Origin of the sequence: Streptomyces sp. WP-1 (genome assembly GCF_030450125.1) — a bacterium.
Taxonomy (GTDB): Bacteria; Actinomycetota; Actinomycetes; order Streptomycetales; family Streptomycetaceae; genus Streptomyces; species Streptomyces incarnatus.
In genome coordinates this window covers 7,454,542-7,469,774 of the sequence record NZ_CP123923.1, presented here as the reverse complement: position 1 = coordinate 7,469,774, position 15,233 = coordinate 7,454,542, and the positions used below count along the sequence as shown (strand labels likewise).

Below are 15,233 nucleotides of genomic sequence, written 5' to 3'. Positions count from 1 at the left end.
TGCCGGGTCCGTCAGCACGCCGCTGGAGCACCGCCCGGGGCGCCCCGGATCCCGAAACGGAGATCGATCCCTCGCCGGCACCGCTCCGACGAGGGACTGGGCCGCTCCCGAGGCGGCGTGAGCTGCCAGATCCACCTGGCTGGGACGTCGCGTCGTCGTCCTGGTCGTGGTCGGAATGTCCGCCCGCGAGCCTCACGTTCCGAGACTGCCGGGGGCCCTCAGAGCGCCGCCACTACCCGCCGTTCCGGTCCTCCCCGCGCGTCAGGCGGCGCAGTGCCTCTCTGCGGGTGAGGGGGGCGACGCGGGAGCCGTGGCGGTTCAGCCAGTCCGTGACGAATTGCGGGTCGCGGGTGGAGGTTTCGCGCAGTACCCAGCCCAGTGCCTTGCGCAGGAAGAACTCCTGCTCGTGGACGAGTGCGTCCGCGTAGCGGGTGAGCCGGTCGTGGTCGGGCCGGCCGGCGCGGATGGCGGGCAGCAGCGCGAGGAGCGCGGCGCGGCGGAGCCAGAAGTCGGGGTCCGAGATCCACCGGTCCAGCACCTTGCCTGCGGCTGCGTCCCGCAGGGCGACGGCGCCGGCGCAGTGCACTGCCAGCGGGTCCACCAGTGCCCAGGTGTGGCACTGCCGCAACAGCGCCTCGCCGTTCTTGAGGTCCGCGGCATCCAGCGCCCCCGCGTACTGCACCAGAATCTCCACCGCTGCCCGGCGGTAGTCGTACACGGGCTTCTCGGAGCCCTCCTGAGCGGACCACAACCCGCCCGCGAGAGCCGGCACATCGCAGCCGGGCTGGGCACCCAGGACCCGGCGGGTCCGGGTGACGCAGTGGCGCAGGTCGGGCACGCGGACTCCCAGATGATCCAGGTCGCTGTGCAGATATGCGCGCTGTTGCTCGGCACGAGCGGGGTCGGCCAGTTCCCGCAAGGCGGCACGGAGGTCTTCCGCAGGACGTGCTGATGCGCTGTCGGCGGTGTTCACGCGCCCTCCTCGCGTGTGGTCGCGGTCCGGCCACGCGGGCGCGCACCGTGCACTTGGCCGGCGGCATCGGCCCAGTCGCCCGTCTGGCGGGTCAGCCGTCGCAGCACCTCCCGGGCGGCCGCCAGGTCGCTTGCCGCGATGCCCTCTGCCATGACCTGGTGCGCGGTGACGGCCCGGCCGGTGATGGCACCGAGCGTCCTGTGCCCGACAGCGGTCAGGGCGAGCAGCGGTGAGGTGCGGTGGTCGGGGTTGTCCCGGTACTCGGCGAGACCGTCGCGGACCAGTTCGTTGGCGATGCGCTGCACGCCCTGGCGGGCGACCCCGAGGCGGCGTGCCGCGCGGGCCACGGGCAAGGGCTGGTCGCTGACCGCGCTCATCAGCTGCCAGCGCGCCTGCGTCTGCCCTTCCGCCGCAGCCAGCGCCTCGCCCGCGCGGCGCAGCGCGCCCGCCGCCTCGTAGACATCGGCCACAAGAAGTGCCAGTTCGTCCGCCATCCGGGAATCCCACCTCCACATTCGACAACGTGTTGTCACTATGCCAATATGATGCCACAGTGGCGCGCCGCCTCCAAGGCTCATGCGCGCCCAGACCAGAACCACCGGAGAGACACCATGACCACCGATGCCATCAGCCGACTCCAGGCCGCCATGGAACGCGGCGCGGCCGCCCGCCCGAAGGCCGGGGGCTTTCCCTACCTCGCCGAGAGCCTGCGCCAGGCCGGCGTGACCCACTGCCGGATGGCCGTCCCGGCCAACGCCTTCCTGTACCTGACCGAGCACGGCGACGTCGTCGTCCAGGGGGAACCACTGGTCACCGGTTTCGCGCTCGCGCCGCGGTTCGACGAGGCCGCCCTGATCGCGGCGCTCCGCGCGGACCAGGCCGGCGAGACGACGTTCCCCGAATTCGTCCGCGCCTGCTGGGATGCCGGGATCGCCTGGTACGACGTCGACACCGCCGCCCGCACCTGCACCTACTACGGCACCGACGGCGACCACTACGCCGAGGACTACCCGTCCGTCACGCTCCCCTGAGGGGCCGCGACGCCGATGACGCCCTTCCGCGCCGCGGAAATCCCGCCGATGAGTTATCGAGGGTCGTGCGGTCTACCCGTCGACGAAGGGAGCGCACCATGCGCAAGATCATCATTTGCACCTTCCTGACGCTGGACGGCGTCATGCAGGCGCCGGGCGGTCCGGACGAGGACGCTGAGAGCGGCTTCGAGCACGGCGGCTGGCAGAAGCCGTCGGCCGACGACGAGGTCGGCACGGCCATCGCCGGTTGGTACGAGTCCTCCGACGCGATGCTGCTCGGCCGCAGGACGTACGAGATCTTCGCGTCGTACTGGCCGACCGCCGATCCTGACAACCCGTTCACCCATCGGATGAACGGCATGCACAAGTACGTGGCGTCTCGCACCCTGACCTCTGTCGAATGGCAGAACTCCACGCTGCTGGAGGGCGACACCGTCGACGCCGTACGCAAGCTCAAGGCGTCCGACGGCGGCGACATCAACGTCGTGGGCAGTGGCGACCTCGCCCAGACCCTCATGCGGCACGGCCTCGTCGACGAATTCCGGCTGACCATCCATCCGGTGATCATCGGCACCGGCAAGCGGCTGTTCGCCGACGGAGCGATGCCCACTGCGCTGGAGCCGGTCAGCGTCTCGACGACGAAGGGCGGCACCGTCATCGGCGTCTACCGGCCGAACGGTAAGCCCACGTACGACAGTTACTAGGCATTGTCTTCGAACAGCACGCCCGCGTCAGAGGCGATTCGAGGGTGACGACGACTGCTGGAGACGTGGGGCCCGCCCCGGCCCGAGGCGGGCACCCGTATCGCGGCCGTCACGGCGGTGAACTGGGGGGGGTGGTCGTCGTCCGAGCGGCAGAGGTTCGGGACCCTCGCCGCCGTCGTGCCGGGCGGGATCATCACATGGGTCACGGAGGAGGGGCCGTCGCCGGAGCCTTCGAGGCGGTCGTACTGCTCGATGGAGGCGGGCCCGTTGCTTCGGACGCCCAGCCGACCTCCGCCGAAAAGCCGTCGAGGTCATAGGAGCCGCCCCGCTGCGACCGGGGTCTCGACGTAGCAGCGAGCCCCGAAGCCGGCGCCTCCCACACGACCGTACTCGCACTTGCTGAACTCCTCGCCGAACGCGAGCCCCTGGCTGACGCGCATGGCGATGTAGACGCCCGTCGTGGGCCGGGGGCTGAAGTTCGTGAAGCCGAGACGTAGTTCAGCTTCTCGCCGTCGCACATGTACAGGAGCTGCTGCTTCTCGACGCGGGCGGCAGGGGGCTTCAGGCTCAACTCAACTGGCCTTTGACGGCCGTGGCGTCGGGACTGCCACCGTGAAGTCCGTCGCTGCTACGACCCGGTGTTGCGATCCTGCGAGTAGGCGGTGGCGCAGTCACCCTGGTACGGCGGCACCGGCAGCGGGTTGCCGCCTCCGGAGACGGTGGACTCCAGTGTCCGCCCAGTCTCCGCGGCCTGGCCGGGGCAGGGGGCGCCCAAGGTCAGCAGGCCCGCCGCGAGGGCGGCGACACCGCCACGGCAGGCGTGTGATCGCTTCCGGTGCCAGTACGCACGGTTCCGCCACGCAACCCGCATAGTCCTCCTCGTACGTTTAAAGGGCATGACCCGCCGCGCCACTGGAGCCGTACTTCGGCCGACGTCGACAGGCCACCCGGAGACGGGCCGGTCACCTGGGGATGACGGGGATCTCCAGCGTGGAAGCGTTTCCGGGGGCCCAGAAGATGGTGGCTTTCCCCGAGGTGGTCGGTTGGTAACGGGTGGGGAAATGACCGAAGAAGGGGTTGCGGGGTTGCTGGTACCGGCCGGCCACCGTGAGCCGCAAGGTGTCACCGGCGTGGAAGAGGGTCGCCGAAGGGCTCAGCGGGATGAGCACGTCGACTTCTTCGCCGTCTCGGACCGGTTGGAGCGTCCGGAAGGTGTGCTCGGGCTGGTGGGGGGTGCTGAGCACCGGGTCGATCTTGCGGAGCGCGAGGCGGAGGCGGCCTTGGGCGACCAGGTCGCGCCCGTAGCCGTAGGAGCCCTCGAACGGGACCGGCGCGCCGTGCGACCACTTCTCGACACCGGCGAAGAGCCGCGGGTCCTCGGCGCCGGTGGTGGCCACTCGCAGGCGCAGCGTCATCGGGCCGCTCAGCTCCGTGTCCTCGTCGAAGAGGTAGTCGAAGACGGCCGCGTTGCGGCGCAGGTCGAAGGTGACGCTTCCCGTGCCGCCCTCCACATCGCGCAGGGCGCCCCCGGCGCCGAGCCGGAGCCGGCGCCAGTCGGTGCGAGCGAGCGGCCATTCCTGCTCGTCTCGTACCTGAACGACGTGATCGAGCCGGTCCCTGATCTCCAGCCGCAGGCGGGGCAGCGGGGGAACGTCCCGTTCGCGCAGGTGCCGGTCGAAGAACGCGAGCTGGGCCCGAAGGGCCTGCGCACCGTAGAACGAAGCCCACTTGGGTCCGCGATGCGTGTACGCGTGCCGCTCGGCGGACCCGACGCGCTGGAAGGCGCGCATCGATCCCACGCTGTGGAGATTGCTGTCGGAGAAGCTCGTACAGACCAGGATCGGGACAGTGATCTCCGACAGGCGAGGGGTGAGGGATTCCCACCATGCGTCTCGCAGGGGGTGCCCCCGCCGCTCGGCCGCGATGTCGGTCTTCAGGCGGGCCACTCGGCCGGTGAGGAACAGCCAGACCCGGGCGAAGCCGTTTTCCACGACACCGCCGGGGGTGAAGAAGTCGCGGTAGGCGTCGGTGAACCCCTCCCACGGAGAGATCGCCTTCAGGGCGGGCGGGTTGAGCGCGGCGGCCTTGTACTGGGACAGAGCGAGATACGACACGCCGAGCATGCCGACACGGCCTGTGCACCACGGCTGCGCGGCGGCCCACGCGATCACCTGAGCGATGTCGTCGGCCTCCTGGTCGGAGAGCAGGTCGCCGCGCCCTTCCGAGCGACCGCCGCCACGGGTGTCCAGGTTGATGACCGCGTAGCCCCGCTGCGCCCACCACACCGGGTCCGGAGCCTCCCAGCTGGTCTGGTCCGAAATTCGTAGCGGCTCCGGCTGATTCATGATCCGGAACTGCGGGTTCAGCGACCACTTCCCGCGCCTGCGCTTCGGCACGGAGTCCTTGCCGTACGGGTGCGCCGACAGGAGCACCGGGAACGGGCCGTCACCGGCGGGGCGGAACAGATTCAGGCGCAGCGTGACCCCGTCACGCATCCGCACCGGCACGTCCTCGTCCTTCCTGATGTCCGGCGGCATCGGGTAGACGGAGACCGGAGGGCGCAGCGCCCTCGCGACCCTGCGGCGTGCGTAGGCGGCGGCGCCGGGGCGTTTCCAGGGCCGATCGACCGTGCTCTTCTTCATGGCACCGTCCTATCATGCTTTTAAGTGGTGTTCTAGGTCGTCTGATCGCCACTTAAAAGCATGGAGTACGCTGCTGTCATGACCGTTGACCAAGCCGGTGAGCCGAAGCCCCGGAGCCGCCAGAAGAGGGTCGGGGACGCGCTACGGCGTGACACTCGCGATCGGCTGCTGGAGGCCGCCGCCGAAGAGTTCGCGGCACACGGGTACGCGGGGACGACGGTCACCCGGCTCGCCGCCGCAGCCGGAGTGTCCGTGCCGACCCTCTATCTGGCGTGGGGAAGCAAACGTGAGCTTCTTCGCGGATACATGGAGAAGGCCCTTTCCGGAACCGCTTCGTCCCCGGAGGACGCGGCCTCGCGATTCGCGGGCATGCCACCGCGGGAGCGCCTCGCGGAACTGGCCGATCTCGTCGCGGAGGTCGCCGAGCGCGCCGCGACCGGCTGGCGCCTGTACCGGGACGCCGCAGCAGTCGACCCCGAGATCGCCGCCGACTGGAACGAACTCCAGCTCCTCCGCCACCGGCTCTTCGCCCGAGTGCTCGACGGAATCCCCGAAGCCGCACTGGCCGACGGCCTCACCCGCGAAGCCGCGATCGACACGGCATGGACGATCGCGAGTCCTGACACCTACGACCTTCTGGTTCGCCGTCTCGGCTACGAACGCGACGACTTTCGCGACTGGATGAGACGAACCCTGACCGCGGCCATACTCGCCCCCGCCGCCGGTGCCGACACGGCCAGGGCGTGAGGTCGTGATCCGGGTCCGCGCATCGGTCCCGGTTCGTGTATCGATCCCGGTTCGTGTATCGATCCCGGTTCGTGTATCGATCCCGGTTCGTGTATCGACCTCGATTCGTGTATCGATGCCGGGATGCCTCGTGCAGATCTGACACTCGACCAGCCAGCGGCTTGCGACGCGAGGGCGGTCCGGCTGGGCAGCGGCGTGCCATCTCGCCTCCCGCTCATGCGAAAGCCCCAGCGCTGGGCCGGGCTTCGGTCTGGGGAAGGTCAGATGCGGCGACGGAAGAGGCAGACCAGGCCGATGCGCTCGCCGCTGAGAGTCCTGCTCTCGGCGGCGGCCATCTGGTCGAGCCGCCGGGCCCTCCGCCTCCACCGCCTCGATCTGTTCGCCGATCCCGGCCATGGGCGCGGTCGCCGCGCTCGTCTTGTTCGCCTCGATGAACCTGTAGACGAGGACGGTGCGCCCCTCGGCTATGGCCTTGCGGGCTTCGTCGGTGGTCGCGGCAGCGCCGGTCGCCGGTGCTCAGTGGCGGTAGGCCGTTGTCGCGATCTCGATGAAGGATCGGATCAAGGGGTTGGTGTCACCCTCGTTCCACACCGCCACCACTCGGCTCGGCGGCATGTCGGTCAGCGGCACCACGGCCAGCTCCGCGGGCAGGTCGTGTCCCAGCGGGGCCAGGCCGATCGTGCCGTTCCACAGCACGGCTTGCAGGCACTCCTGGACGGTGCGCACCACGGGGCCCTCGCGCGGCCGGCCACCGTTCCAGTACGACTGCCAGACGGGGTCGGTGCCCTGCGGGAACTGGAACCAGCGGCGGTCGCTCAGCTCGGCCAGCAGCAGCCCGTCGCGGCCGGCCAGCGGATCGTCGGCGCGCAGGACCACGCCGACCGGGTCGGACCGCAGTGCACGCACCGTCAGGGCCGTCGTGTCGAACGGCGCCCGGGTGAGGGCGACATCGACCAGTCCGGCGCTCAGTCCGCACGTCGGGTCGGTCAGGTCCGTGTCGCGGACGCGGATGTCGATGTCGGGGTGGTACCGGCTGTAGGCGGCGGCCAGCCTGGCCACTCCCGGGTCGGTGCCGTCGCCGAGAATACCGATGGTGATGGCCGCGACGCCGGCCGCCGCGCTGACGCGTGCCCGGACGCGGTCGGCATGGTCGAGCAGGTCCCGCGCCTCGTCGAGCAGCACCGCGCCCACCGCGGTGAGGGTGACGCCGGCCGGCGAGCGGGCGAAGAGCAGGGCCCCGACGTCGGCCTCCAACTGCTTGATCGCCCGGCTCAGCGGCGGCTGGCTCATGTGCAGGCGGGTGGCGGCCCGGCCGAAGTGGAGTTCCTCGGCGACCGCCACGAAGTAGCGCAAGGTCCGTAGCTCCACGCTGCAACGATACCCGTGAGGTATCGGCGCCGCAGGACAGGTCTTGGACAGCCCGGGGGTCCCGGCGGTGGACTCGTGGGCATGACCGAAGAAGCGCAGAGCAGTGAGCAGCAGACCCGCCCCGCGGTATCGGTGGTGGGTCCCGGTGATGGCGAGATGATCGTTCTGGGCACCACGCGGATGCGGGTCCTGGAGGACGGCAGCCGCACCGGGCACCGCCTCGCGATCGCCGAGTCCGTCCTCGCCCCGCACACCCAGGGGCCGCCGCAGCACCGCCATGCCCGGCACGACGAGGGCTTCTACGTGCTGTCGGGCACCGTACGGTTCACCGTCGGGGACGAGGAGTACGACGCCGGGGCGGGCACACTCGTGATGGTTCCGCCCGGGACGCCGCACACCTTCGCCAACCTGACCGACCAACCCGCCGTCATGCTGAGCACGTTCACCCCCGACCTGTACGTGCAGTACTTCCGGGACCTCCAGGAAGTACTCGCCACCGGCCGGCCGCTGACGCCCCAGGCCAACATCGACGTGATGAGCCGCTACGCGACCGAGCCCGCCACCGAGCCCGCCTGAAGCCGGGGGCACCCCACGGCGCCCGGCCCCCTCCCGACCGGCAGGTCACAGCCGCGCCTCGGCCTCCAAGCCCCTCGGACGACGGGCCGGGCCTTCGCCGGGGCTCTTCCGGTAATCGACTGATCGACACAATCGACGGGCCCCGGTGACCCGGTGGCCCATGAACGGGAACCATGAACATCGCCTACTGGACCCTCGCGGGACTGCTCGCCATCTTCTACGTCTACGCAGGCGCGCTGAAGATGATCCGCAGCCGCGATCAGCTCCGGCCGATGATGGCCTGGGTCGACCACATGCCCTTGCCCGCCCTCAGGGCGCTGGGGGCGGTCGAGATACTCGGCGCGACCGGCCTGATCCTGCCGCCACTGACCGGCATCGCCCCCTCACTGGCGTTCGCCGCGGCCATCGGCTTCGTACTCCTTCAGACGGGCGCGATCGCCGTCCACCTGATGAGCGAAGACCGCCGGATCGCGCTCAACGCCGGGCTCGTCGTCACCGCGGCGGTGACCGTCTGGCTGGCCGCCCGGATGTGATCGAGGACAGCCCTCGGCCGGTGCATGCGAGTGCAGGGTGCCGGTCGCCGGTTGTGGACGGATCACAGCCAGAGGGGCAGCGGGTCGCTTCTACCGGGCAGGCGGTCGACCTGAAGACCAGTCAACCTGACCTCGATGAGTAGGCGTTCGTCGGCGGGCGGCCCGTAGCATCGGCAGACCGGCCGGCACCTGCCGCAGCCTGGGCACGTCCACCTGTCTCGGGACCGTCCCGCACCCGGCCGCCCTGACGATAGCGTGATCGACATGACCGCTGACGGGGAGACGGCAAAGGGCGAAGCCCTGGTCGGTGGCATGACGAACGCAGGCGCGGTCCTCCGCCACGGTGGTCTGGTCGAACGCCCGGCGTCGCGCACCGCGCGCGCCCTCCATGCCCATCTCCTCGCGCTCAAGGATCAGGGCTCCGACGCCGATCCGTCTGACCTCGGACGGCCGCGAACAGCTGACCTTCATCCCGGGCGACGTCGCTATACCCCGGTTTCCGCGCTGAGCAATGACCAAGATCGCGTTGAGATCGGTGGGAGAACTGCTGCGGCAGGGCTGCCGCACGGCCGTCGCGGAAGATGACGTTCTCCGGGCACACGCCGTTGTGGCACAGCATCGTTCCTCCCGCCGGGTCGACCAGCCGTAAGGCGTCATAGCTGGGTAAACATGCGATTCGGCAAGGCATGGAAAGAAAAGGGTGACCGAAAGTATGCCCGTATCCGATGTGGCGCATGATCGGCGCCGACCAGGGAGAAGGAGAGGCCGTCATGGCGATTCAGCGGATGGACAACGTCGGCATCGTCGTCGAGGACATGGATGCCGCCATCGCGTTCTTCGTGGAACTCGGTATGGAACTGGAGGGCAGGGGGGAGGTCGAGGGCCTCTTCGCCGACCGGTGCACCGGGCTCGACGGCGTCCGCTGTGACATCGCGATGCTCCGGACCCCCGACGGTCACAGTCGGCTCGAACTGGCGAAGTACCGCAGCCCGGAGGCGATCAGCGCGGGGCCGCGCAACCGGCCGCACAACATCCTGGGCACGCACCGCGTCATGTTCGCCGTCGACGACATCGAGAACACCGTCGCCCGCCTGCGCCCGCACGGCGCGGAACTCGTAGGCGAGATCGCCCGGTTCGAGGACAGCTATCTGCTCTGCTACCTCCGCGGCCCGGAGGGCGTCATCGTCGGACTGGCCGAACAACTGCGCTGAGGAGGAGGAACCGAGCGCACCAGGCAGCCGAACGAGATCATCGAGTTCTGAACCGCCGGATGCTCGGAGCGCAGTCGCCCGGCTCGTTCACTGTCTTCCGCACCGGCCACCTCGATCAGCGCGGTACCTCCGGCCACTCCCGGTGTCAGGAAGCCAACTCGCCGCCGGTCAAAGGGTTCTGCTGGGCCGAGCCGGTCCGTGGCGCCCCCGGACGCGTGAGACGCGCGCCCCCGGGTAACCGCCGATGACATGAACGCGTTGACGAAACGGCCGCAGAGGTCGCCGTACGAACGGGACAGCGAACCACCGGCCACCACCCGCACCGTCGGACCGAGGAGGTAGACGTGCTCTTCCTGGTCGTCGCCCTGCTCCTGCTGGGCATCATCCTGGGCTCGGCCGCCTACCTTCCCTGGCCCGTCACCCTGGTGGTCGGTGCCGTGATCGTCGGCTGGCTCGTCGTGTTCGCCGGACGCGAGCGGCGCCGGCGCGGCCGGACGAGGAGGGTCTGACCATGCGACTGACCGCACCACCCTCCGCCCGCACGGGCCGACGGGACACCGAGGGCATGGCGGTGGCCTCCTTCGTCCTGGGACTTCTCGGACTGCTCGTCTTCAATCTGGTCCTCGGCCCCATCGCCATCGTGCTCGCCGTCATCGCCCTGCGCCGGGACACACCGCGCCGGTTCCGGGCACGGCTCGGACTGGGGCTCGGCATCGCCGACCTGGTCGTGTTCGCCGTCCTGGCGTCCGTGCACGGAGCCACGTCCTGGTCGGTCTGGGGCGGCTGAACGGTCCGGGGCGCCCGTACATACGTGCGCAGGTGCCCCGGGCTTCGGCGCGCTGCGGAAACCACCGGCGCAGGTGCGCAGATCGGCCGACCCGGCGCAGTCGGCGCCGTACGTCGACCGTTCGCTCCGAGGACGGCGGGCAGGGCGCCGGTGAGGACGAGGGTGTCGAGGGGCTCAGGCGCTCGGGCCGGCGGTGGCTTCCAGCTCGGGTTCCGCCGCGGGTGCCGTGGTGTCGCTCAGGCCGAGACGAAGGTGTTCGACGTGGTAGATGGCCTGGTCGATGAGTGCGGCGACGTGGTTGTCGTAGAGCGCGTAGACGACGGACCGGCCCTTGCGGGTGCCGGTGACGAGACCGAGGTTGCGTAGCAGGCGCAGCTGGTGGGAGCAGGCGGACTGCTCCATGCCGACCTCGCCCGCCAGCTCCGTCGCGGGCAGCGGCCCCTCACGCAGCCGGGCGAGGATCAGCAGTCTTGAGGGAGTGGCCAGCGCCTGCAACGTGGTGGCCACCCGGGCGGCGTGCGCCGCGTCCAGGCGTGTGCGCGGAACGTCGTCGGCAGGCGGTGCGGCTCCATGACCCATGCGTCTCATACTACGGCCCCCCTTCATGAATACATGAACGTCTCTTCATTCGTTCCTGCTACGGTGGAGTGGTTCCGCCCCTCCCCGTGCGAAGGAACCCGCGCCGATGTCTTCCACCCTCACCCGCCCGGTCTCGCGCACGGAGACCCGCGAGAAGGCGGCACCACGGCGGCGCACCAGGGTCTTCGCCCTGCCCGAGGCCCGCTGGACCGGCGCCGCGCTGATGCTGTTCCTGATCGCGCTGCCGCTGTACCTGGCCGGGGCACCGGCCTGGTCCTGGGGCCCGCTGCTCGCGCTCACCTACGCCACCGGGGGCTGGGAACCCGGCTGGGCGGGCCTGCGGGCGCTCAAGGAGAAGACCCTGGACGTCGACCTGCTGATGGTCGTCGCGGCGCTGGGGGCGGCGGCGATCGGACAGGTCCTGGACGGCGCGTTGCTGATCGTCATCTTCGCCACCTCCGGCGCCCTGGAGGCGATCGCCACCGCCCGCACCGCGGACTCCGTGCGCGGCCTCCTCGGCCTCGCCCCCACGACGGCGACCCGCCTGGCCGACGACGGCAGCGAGGAGACGGTGCGCACCGAGGAGTTGGCCGTGGGCGACGTCATCCTGGTACGGCCCGGGGAGCGGGTCGGCGCCGACGGCCGCGTCCTGGACGGCACCGGCGAGGTGGACCAGGCCACCATCACCGGGGAGCCGCTGCCCGTGGCCAAGGAGGAGGGCGACGAGGTCTTCGCCGGCACCCTCAACGGCACCGGGGCCCTGCGGGTGAAGGTCGAGCGCGATCCCTCCGACTCGGTGATCGCCCGGATCGTGGCCATGGTCGAGGAAGCCTCCGAGACCAAGGCGCCCACTCAGCTGTTCATCGAGAAGGTCGAACAGCGCTACAGCCTCGGCATGGTCGCCGCCACGATCGCGCTGTTCGCGCTGCCGCTGTTGTTCGGCGCGGACCTGCGGCCCACACTGCTGCGGGCCATGACCTTCATGATCGTCGCCTCCCCGTGTGCGGTGCTGCTGGCCACCATGCCGCCCCTGTTGTCCGCAATCGCCAATGCCGGCCGCCACGGTGTGCTCGTCAAGTCCGCCGTCGTGATGGAACAGCTGGGCCAGATCGACGCGGTGGCGCTGGACAAGACCGGCACCCTGACCGAAGGCACCCCGCGCGTGACCGGCATCCGACCGCTGGCCGACGCCGGCCTGAGCGAGGAGGAGTTGCTGCGGATCGCGGCGGCGGCCGAGCACCCCAGCGAGCACCCGCTGGCCCGTGCCGTCGTGGACGCGGCCCGCGCCCGTGGCCTGGACATCCCCGCGGCGGAGGACTTCGCCTCCGCCCCCGGCAGCGGCGTGACAGCCACCGTCGAGGGCAGGGCGGTAGCGGTCGGCAGCCCCGCCCGGCTGCTGAAGGGGCGTACCGATCATCCGGCCGCCGGTGTGGCCGCCGGGCTGGAGGACGAGGGTCGTACCGCCGTCCTGGTCGAGGTCGGGAACACCCCGGTCGGGGTGCTGGGCATCGCCGACCGGCCGCGCGCGGAGGCCGCCGCCACCGTCGCCGCTCTGACCGGCCTGGCCGGAGCCACGCCGGTGCTGGTCACCGGCGACAACGCGCGCGCCGCCGCCCGCCTCGCCGGGGAGGTCGGCATCACCGACGTCCGTGCGGGCCTTCTCCCCCAGGACAAGGTCGCCGCCGTGAAGGAATTGCAGCGGGCCGGGCGCAAGGTGCTGGTGGTCGGCGACGGCGTCAACGACGCTCCCGCGCTCGCCGCCGCCCACACCGGCATCGCCATGGGCCGCGCCGGATCCGACCTCGCCCTGGAGACGGCCGACGCCGTCGTCGTCCGCGACGAGCTGGCCACCGTCCCCGCGATCGTCGCGCTCTCCCGCCGCGCCCGGCGGCTGGTGGTGCAGAACCTGGTCATCGCGGCGGTCTTCATCACCGGCTTGGTCGTCTGGGACCTGGCCGGGAGCCTGCCGCTGCCGCTCGGCGTCGCCGGGCACGAGGGCTCCACCGTCATCGTGGGCCTCAACGGCCTGCGGCTGCTGGCCGACGACGCCTGGCGCCGTGCGCGCGGCGGGGTGGGACCGTGAACAGCGCGGCGTCCTCGGCGGAGGAGGTTACGGCGTCGGCCTCGCCCTCACGGATCCGCGTGCTGAAGTAGGGGGTCGTCGCGGGTGAGGGCCGTAGAGGCCCAGGAGCACGCGAGCCCGGCCCTGGCATTCGTGTACGTCTCCGGTGACGGCACCGACCCCACCGGCAAGAGCCGTCAGATGTGGGCCCGCGTCACAGGCCGTACGGAGAACGACCTCCAGGTCCTGCCCATGGCCGCCGCGAAGGGCTGGCTCCCGCTTTCCGCCACCCACGACTCGGCAGGCAGATGTGCCATGCCCCTGCCACCAGCGATCCTCGGCCGGTGGCGGCCGTCCGGCGGACGGCGGCGCGTCTAGAAGACGGCGGCTGCCGCGGTGCGGCGCAGGCCTTCCACCGTGTCGAGCTGAGTGCGCGCGCGGTCGAGCAGACGGTTCAGCTGTGCCGTATCCAGTGCGGTCCGTTTCTCGGCCTGCGCGAGGAGCGTGAGCCAGAGCAAGGACTTCCCTTCGACGCCCAGACGCAGAGTTTCGAGTTCCATGACGGTGTCGAGGCCGGCGTGTCGTTGCAGGATGCCGTTGGGTTTCAGCCGGCGCAGTCTCTCCGCGGCCCATCCCGCGACTACTTTGTAGCGGTGGGCGGGTACGCCGAGACCGTCCATGATCGCCAAGAGGCTCTGCCGGTCCTGGGCGATCTCATCGGCGATGCGTTCCAGGAGTGAGGCGCGGGCACTGTGCCGATGACGATGGGCCAGGTGCCGCGCCAGGTCGGCGCCGACCGTGGCTCCGGCCAGGTGGTCGTTCAAATAGATACCGAGTACGTCGTGTTGCACCGTCAGCCCTTCGCAGCGTTCCTGCCGAATCCCCGACGCCTACGATCGTCCGCCGGATCTCTCGCCACCGCGGCGCGGCATGCCCACGGAGTCACCTGTACCGCCCTCTGTCGCGGCGCACTCGGCGTATCGGGCAGCTCAAGGGGCCGCCTTCTTGGCCACGGCCTTCCGGGGGGGGAACGGCGGCATTCGGTCGGTCGGCCGGCGTTCGAGGAGGGCGACGTGTGAGTGAGGCGGCCGCCCCAGGCCGGGGCGGCCGCCTCACTCTCGTTGTCTCCGGTCCGCTCAGCCGCGGACGATGTTCTGCGCCTGCGGGCCCTTCTGCCCCTGGCCGATGTCGAAGGTGACGTGCTCACCCTCGGTCAGCTCGCGGTAGCCGCCGCCCTGGATCTCGGAGTAGTGCGCGAAGACGTCCGGTCCCCCGCCGTCCTGCTGGATGAAGCCGAAACCCTTTTCGGCGTTGAACCACTTCACGGTGCCGCTGGCCATACTGGTCGATCCTTCATGTCATGCCCAGGAGCAGCCCTTCAACCGGGCGTGCTCCGGCTCGCGCAACCACACGAGCCAACTGCTGTTCTACCCCGCAACGGCGTACTCATCCACCTGAAACTCATCCGTACGAGCAGGCGCGAGGGAATCCACGCACCTGGGCGCGGAGCCGATGGGCGGCAACGGGCTGGGCGGAGAGGGCAGGATTCGAACCTGCGTGGGCCCCAGAGGGGCCCGACCGTGAGGCGAGCTCGCTGGTCCCCGATCAACCACTCCGGGCACCTCTCCCTGCCTCCGGCATTCGGTCTCCCGCGCCGGCGACAGGAACAACAGTGCCAGGGGCTGCTGACCGCCCCCTGATGTACCGCTGACTCGCACCCGGGCCGGGAGCCGGAGATCTCCAGCAAGTCGATGCCAGCCTCGGTCAGGGCGAGGATCACCTCGGTCGACCCGTCTTCCGTCATCCCGCCGCGCCGGAAGTCGGCCGAGTCGAGTTCACCCCGATCGGGATGCGCGGGCCGAGTCCGGCGCGTACCGCGCGCGGCGACGCTCCGATCAGCCGCATCAGCGTCGACCGCTACCCCGGCAATCCCGAGCAGTCCAGAACCCACCACCGAACCCATCCTCTGACCTGGGACGACATGCCCTCACCGCCACCTGCCGGGGCGAGACGATGCGCC

At 70.6% G+C, this 15,233-nt stretch carries 17 protein-coding genes and 3 pseudogenes; 11 read left to right on the top strand and 9 right to left on the bottom strand.

Features of this window, described 5'->3' with window-relative positions:
* Positions 1-232 precede the first annotated feature (232 nt).
* Complete coding sequence (locus QHG49_RS33270) at positions 233-871, bottom strand: DNA alkylation repair protein (protein ID WP_301493001.1); 639 nt, start codon at positions 869-871, stop codon at positions 233-235.
* 98 nt (positions 872-969) lie between these two features.
* On the bottom strand, positions 970-1,467 hold the full coding sequence (locus QHG49_RS33265) for a MarR family winged helix-turn-helix transcriptional regulator (RefSeq protein WP_145487727.1): 498 nt from the start codon (positions 1,465-1,467) through the stop codon (positions 970-972).
* 117 nt (positions 1,468-1,584) lie between these two features.
* Between QHG49_RS33265 and QHG49_RS33260 the strand changes: the two genes are divergently transcribed.
* Positions 1,585-2,004 carry a DUF1398 family protein gene (locus QHG49_RS33260; protein WP_301492514.1) on the top strand — a complete coding sequence of 140 codons (420 nt, stop codon included), beginning with the start codon at positions 1,585-1,587 and terminating at the stop codon, positions 2,002-2,004.
* A gap of 98 nt (positions 2,005-2,102) precedes the next feature.
* Positions 2,103-2,708: a dihydrofolate reductase family protein gene (locus QHG49_RS33255; RefSeq protein WP_301492512.1), complete on the top strand. Its 606-nt coding sequence runs from the start codon at positions 2,103-2,105 to the stop codon at positions 2,706-2,708.
* Between the two features lie 962 nt (positions 2,709-3,670).
* On the opposite strand, the gene QHG49_RS33250 is transcribed toward QHG49_RS33255, so the two are convergent.
* The gene (locus tag QHG49_RS33250) at positions 3,671-5,350 is read right to left on the bottom strand and encodes a CocE/NonD family hydrolase (RefSeq protein ID WP_301492511.1); all 1,680 of its coding nucleotides are present in this window, start codon (positions 5,348-5,350) and stop codon (positions 3,671-3,673) included.
* A 78-nt stretch (positions 5,351-5,428) separates the two neighbouring features.
* On the opposite strand from QHG49_RS33250, the gene QHG49_RS33245 reads away from it, so the two are divergent.
* A complete protein-coding gene (locus QHG49_RS33245; RefSeq protein WP_301492510.1) occupies positions 5,429-6,097 on the top strand; it encodes a TetR/AcrR family transcriptional regulator in 669 nt (222 codons plus the stop codon).
* 516 nt (positions 6,098-6,613) lie between these two features.
* Here QHG49_RS33245 and QHG49_RS33240 read toward each other — a convergent pair.
* On the bottom strand, positions 6,614-7,465 hold the full coding sequence (locus QHG49_RS33240) for a LysR family transcriptional regulator (RefSeq protein WP_301492509.1): 852 nt from the start codon (positions 7,463-7,465) through the stop codon (positions 6,614-6,616).
* 81 nt (positions 7,466-7,546) lie between these two features.
* Between QHG49_RS33240 and QHG49_RS33235 the strand changes: the two genes are divergently transcribed.
* From QHG49_RS33235 to QHG49_RS33225, 3 genes and pseudogenes are all read left to right on the top strand, one after another.
* A complete protein-coding gene (locus QHG49_RS33235) occupies positions 7,547-8,041 on the top strand; it encodes a cupin domain-containing protein (RefSeq protein ID WP_301492508.1) in 495 nt (164 codons plus the stop codon).
* Positions 8,042-8,214: 173 nt separating this feature from the next.
* The gene (locus QHG49_RS33230; RefSeq protein ID WP_301492507.1) at positions 8,215-8,574 is read left to right on the top strand and encodes a DoxX family protein; all 360 of its coding nucleotides are present in this window, start codon (positions 8,215-8,217) and stop codon (positions 8,572-8,574) included.
* A 264-nt stretch (positions 8,575-8,838) separates the two neighbouring features.
* Positions 8,839-9,079: pseudogene (locus QHG49_RS33225) on the top strand (aminoglycoside phosphotransferase family protein); the annotation flags it as partial.
* 48 nt (positions 9,080-9,127) lie between these two features.
* Here the strand turns inward: QHG49_RS33225 and QHG49_RS33220 are convergent.
* A pseudogene (locus tag QHG49_RS33220) lies at positions 9,128-9,217 on the bottom strand (aminoglycoside phosphotransferase family protein); the annotation flags it as partial.
* Positions 9,218-9,344: 127 nt separating this feature from the next.
* Between QHG49_RS33220 and QHG49_RS33215 the strand changes: the two are divergent.
* The 3 genes from QHG49_RS33215 (at position 9,345) to QHG49_RS33205 (ending at position 10,572) form a co-directional block, all read left to right on the top strand.
* Positions 9,345-9,785, top strand: coding sequence for a VOC family protein (locus QHG49_RS33215; protein ID WP_145487745.1), 441 nt, complete (start codon positions 9,345-9,347; stop codon positions 9,783-9,785).
* Positions 9,786-10,129: 344 nt separating this feature from the next.
* Entirely contained in the window at positions 10,130-10,294 is a 165-nt protein-coding gene (locus tag QHG49_RS33210) for a hypothetical protein (protein ID WP_167532347.1), read from the top strand.
* 2 nt (positions 10,295-10,296) lie between these two features.
* On the top strand, positions 10,297-10,572 hold the full coding sequence (locus tag QHG49_RS33205; RefSeq protein ID WP_159707555.1) for a DUF4190 domain-containing protein: 276 nt from the start codon (positions 10,297-10,299) through the stop codon (positions 10,570-10,572).
* 174 nt (positions 10,573-10,746) lie between these two features.
* Here the strand turns inward: QHG49_RS33205 and QHG49_RS33200 are convergent, their stop codons facing one another.
* Positions 10,747-11,151 carry a metalloregulator ArsR/SmtB family transcription factor gene (locus QHG49_RS33200; RefSeq protein ID WP_301492506.1) on the bottom strand — a complete coding sequence of 135 codons (405 nt, stop codon included), beginning with the start codon at positions 11,149-11,151 and terminating at the stop codon, positions 10,747-10,749.
* Between the two features lie 106 nt (positions 11,152-11,257).
* Between QHG49_RS33200 and QHG49_RS33195 the strand changes: the two genes are divergently transcribed.
* Both QHG49_RS33195 and QHG49_RS33190 read left to right on the top strand, forming a co-directional pair.
* Entirely contained in the window at positions 11,258-13,234 is a 1,977-nt protein-coding gene (locus QHG49_RS33195; RefSeq protein WP_301492505.1) for a heavy metal translocating P-type ATPase, read from the top strand.
* A gap of 84 nt (positions 13,235-13,318) precedes the next feature.
* On the top strand, positions 13,319-13,591 hold the full coding sequence (locus QHG49_RS33190) for a hypothetical protein (protein WP_301492504.1): 273 nt from the start codon (positions 13,319-13,321) through the stop codon (positions 13,589-13,591).
* Here QHG49_RS33190 and QHG49_RS33185 read toward each other — a convergent pair.
* From QHG49_RS33185 to QHG49_RS33175, 3 genes and pseudogenes are all read right to left on the bottom strand, one after another.
* A complete protein-coding gene (locus QHG49_RS33185) occupies positions 13,588-14,064 on the bottom strand; it encodes a hypothetical protein (protein ID WP_301492503.1) in 477 nt (158 codons plus the stop codon). The two genes, QHG49_RS33190 and QHG49_RS33185, sit on opposite strands and share 4 nt — an antisense overlap.
* Before the next feature lie 285 nt (positions 14,065-14,349).
* On the bottom strand, positions 14,350-14,553 hold the full coding sequence (locus QHG49_RS33180; RefSeq protein ID WP_145487754.1) for a cold-shock protein: 204 nt from the start codon (positions 14,551-14,553) through the stop codon (positions 14,350-14,352).
* A gap of 192 nt (positions 14,554-14,745) precedes the next feature.
* Positions 14,746-14,841 (bottom strand): annotated as a pseudogene (locus tag QHG49_RS33175).
* Between the last annotated feature and the right edge of the window lie 392 nt (positions 14,842-15,233).

Excerpts from the sequence above, each read along its gene's own strand:
- QHG49_RS33265 (WP_145487727.1), bottom strand. The coding sequence starts at position 1,467 with ATGGCGGACGAACTGGCACTTCTTGTGGCCGATGTCTACGAGGCGGCG.
- QHG49_RS33260 (WP_301492514.1), top strand. The coding sequence starts at position 1,585 with ATGACCACCGATGCCATCAGCCGACTCCAGGCCGCCATGGAACGCGGC.
- QHG49_RS33255 (WP_301492512.1), top strand. The coding sequence starts at position 2,103 with ATGCGCAAGATCATCATTTGCACCTTCCTGACGCTGGACGGCGTCATG.
- QHG49_RS33250 (WP_301492511.1), bottom strand. The coding sequence starts at position 5,350 with ATGAAGAAGAGCACGGTCGATCGGCCCTGGAAACGCCCCGGCGCCGCC.
- QHG49_RS33245 (WP_301492510.1), top strand. The coding sequence starts at position 5,429 with ATGACCGTTGACCAAGCCGGTGAGCCGAAGCCCCGGAGCCGCCAGAAG.
- QHG49_RS33235 (WP_301492508.1), top strand. The coding sequence starts at position 7,547 with ATGACCGAAGAAGCGCAGAGCAGTGAGCAGCAGACCCGCCCCGCGGTA.
- QHG49_RS33230 (WP_301492507.1), top strand. The coding sequence starts at position 8,215 with ATGAACATCGCCTACTGGACCCTCGCGGGACTGCTCGCCATCTTCTAC.
- QHG49_RS33215 (WP_145487745.1), top strand. The coding sequence starts at position 9,345 with ATGGCGATTCAGCGGATGGACAACGTCGGCATCGTCGTCGAGGACATG.
- QHG49_RS33205 (WP_159707555.1), top strand. The coding sequence starts at position 10,297 with ATGCGACTGACCGCACCACCCTCCGCCCGCACGGGCCGACGGGACACC.
- QHG49_RS33200 (WP_301492506.1), bottom strand. The coding sequence starts at position 11,151 with ATGGGTCATGGAGCCGCACCGCCTGCCGACGACGTTCCGCGCACACGC.
- QHG49_RS33195 (WP_301492505.1), top strand. The coding sequence starts at position 11,258 with ATGTCTTCCACCCTCACCCGCCCGGTCTCGCGCACGGAGACCCGCGAG.
- QHG49_RS33180 (WP_145487754.1), bottom strand. The coding sequence starts at position 14,553 with ATGGCCAGCGGCACCGTGAAGTGGTTCAACGCCGAAAAGGGTTTCGGC.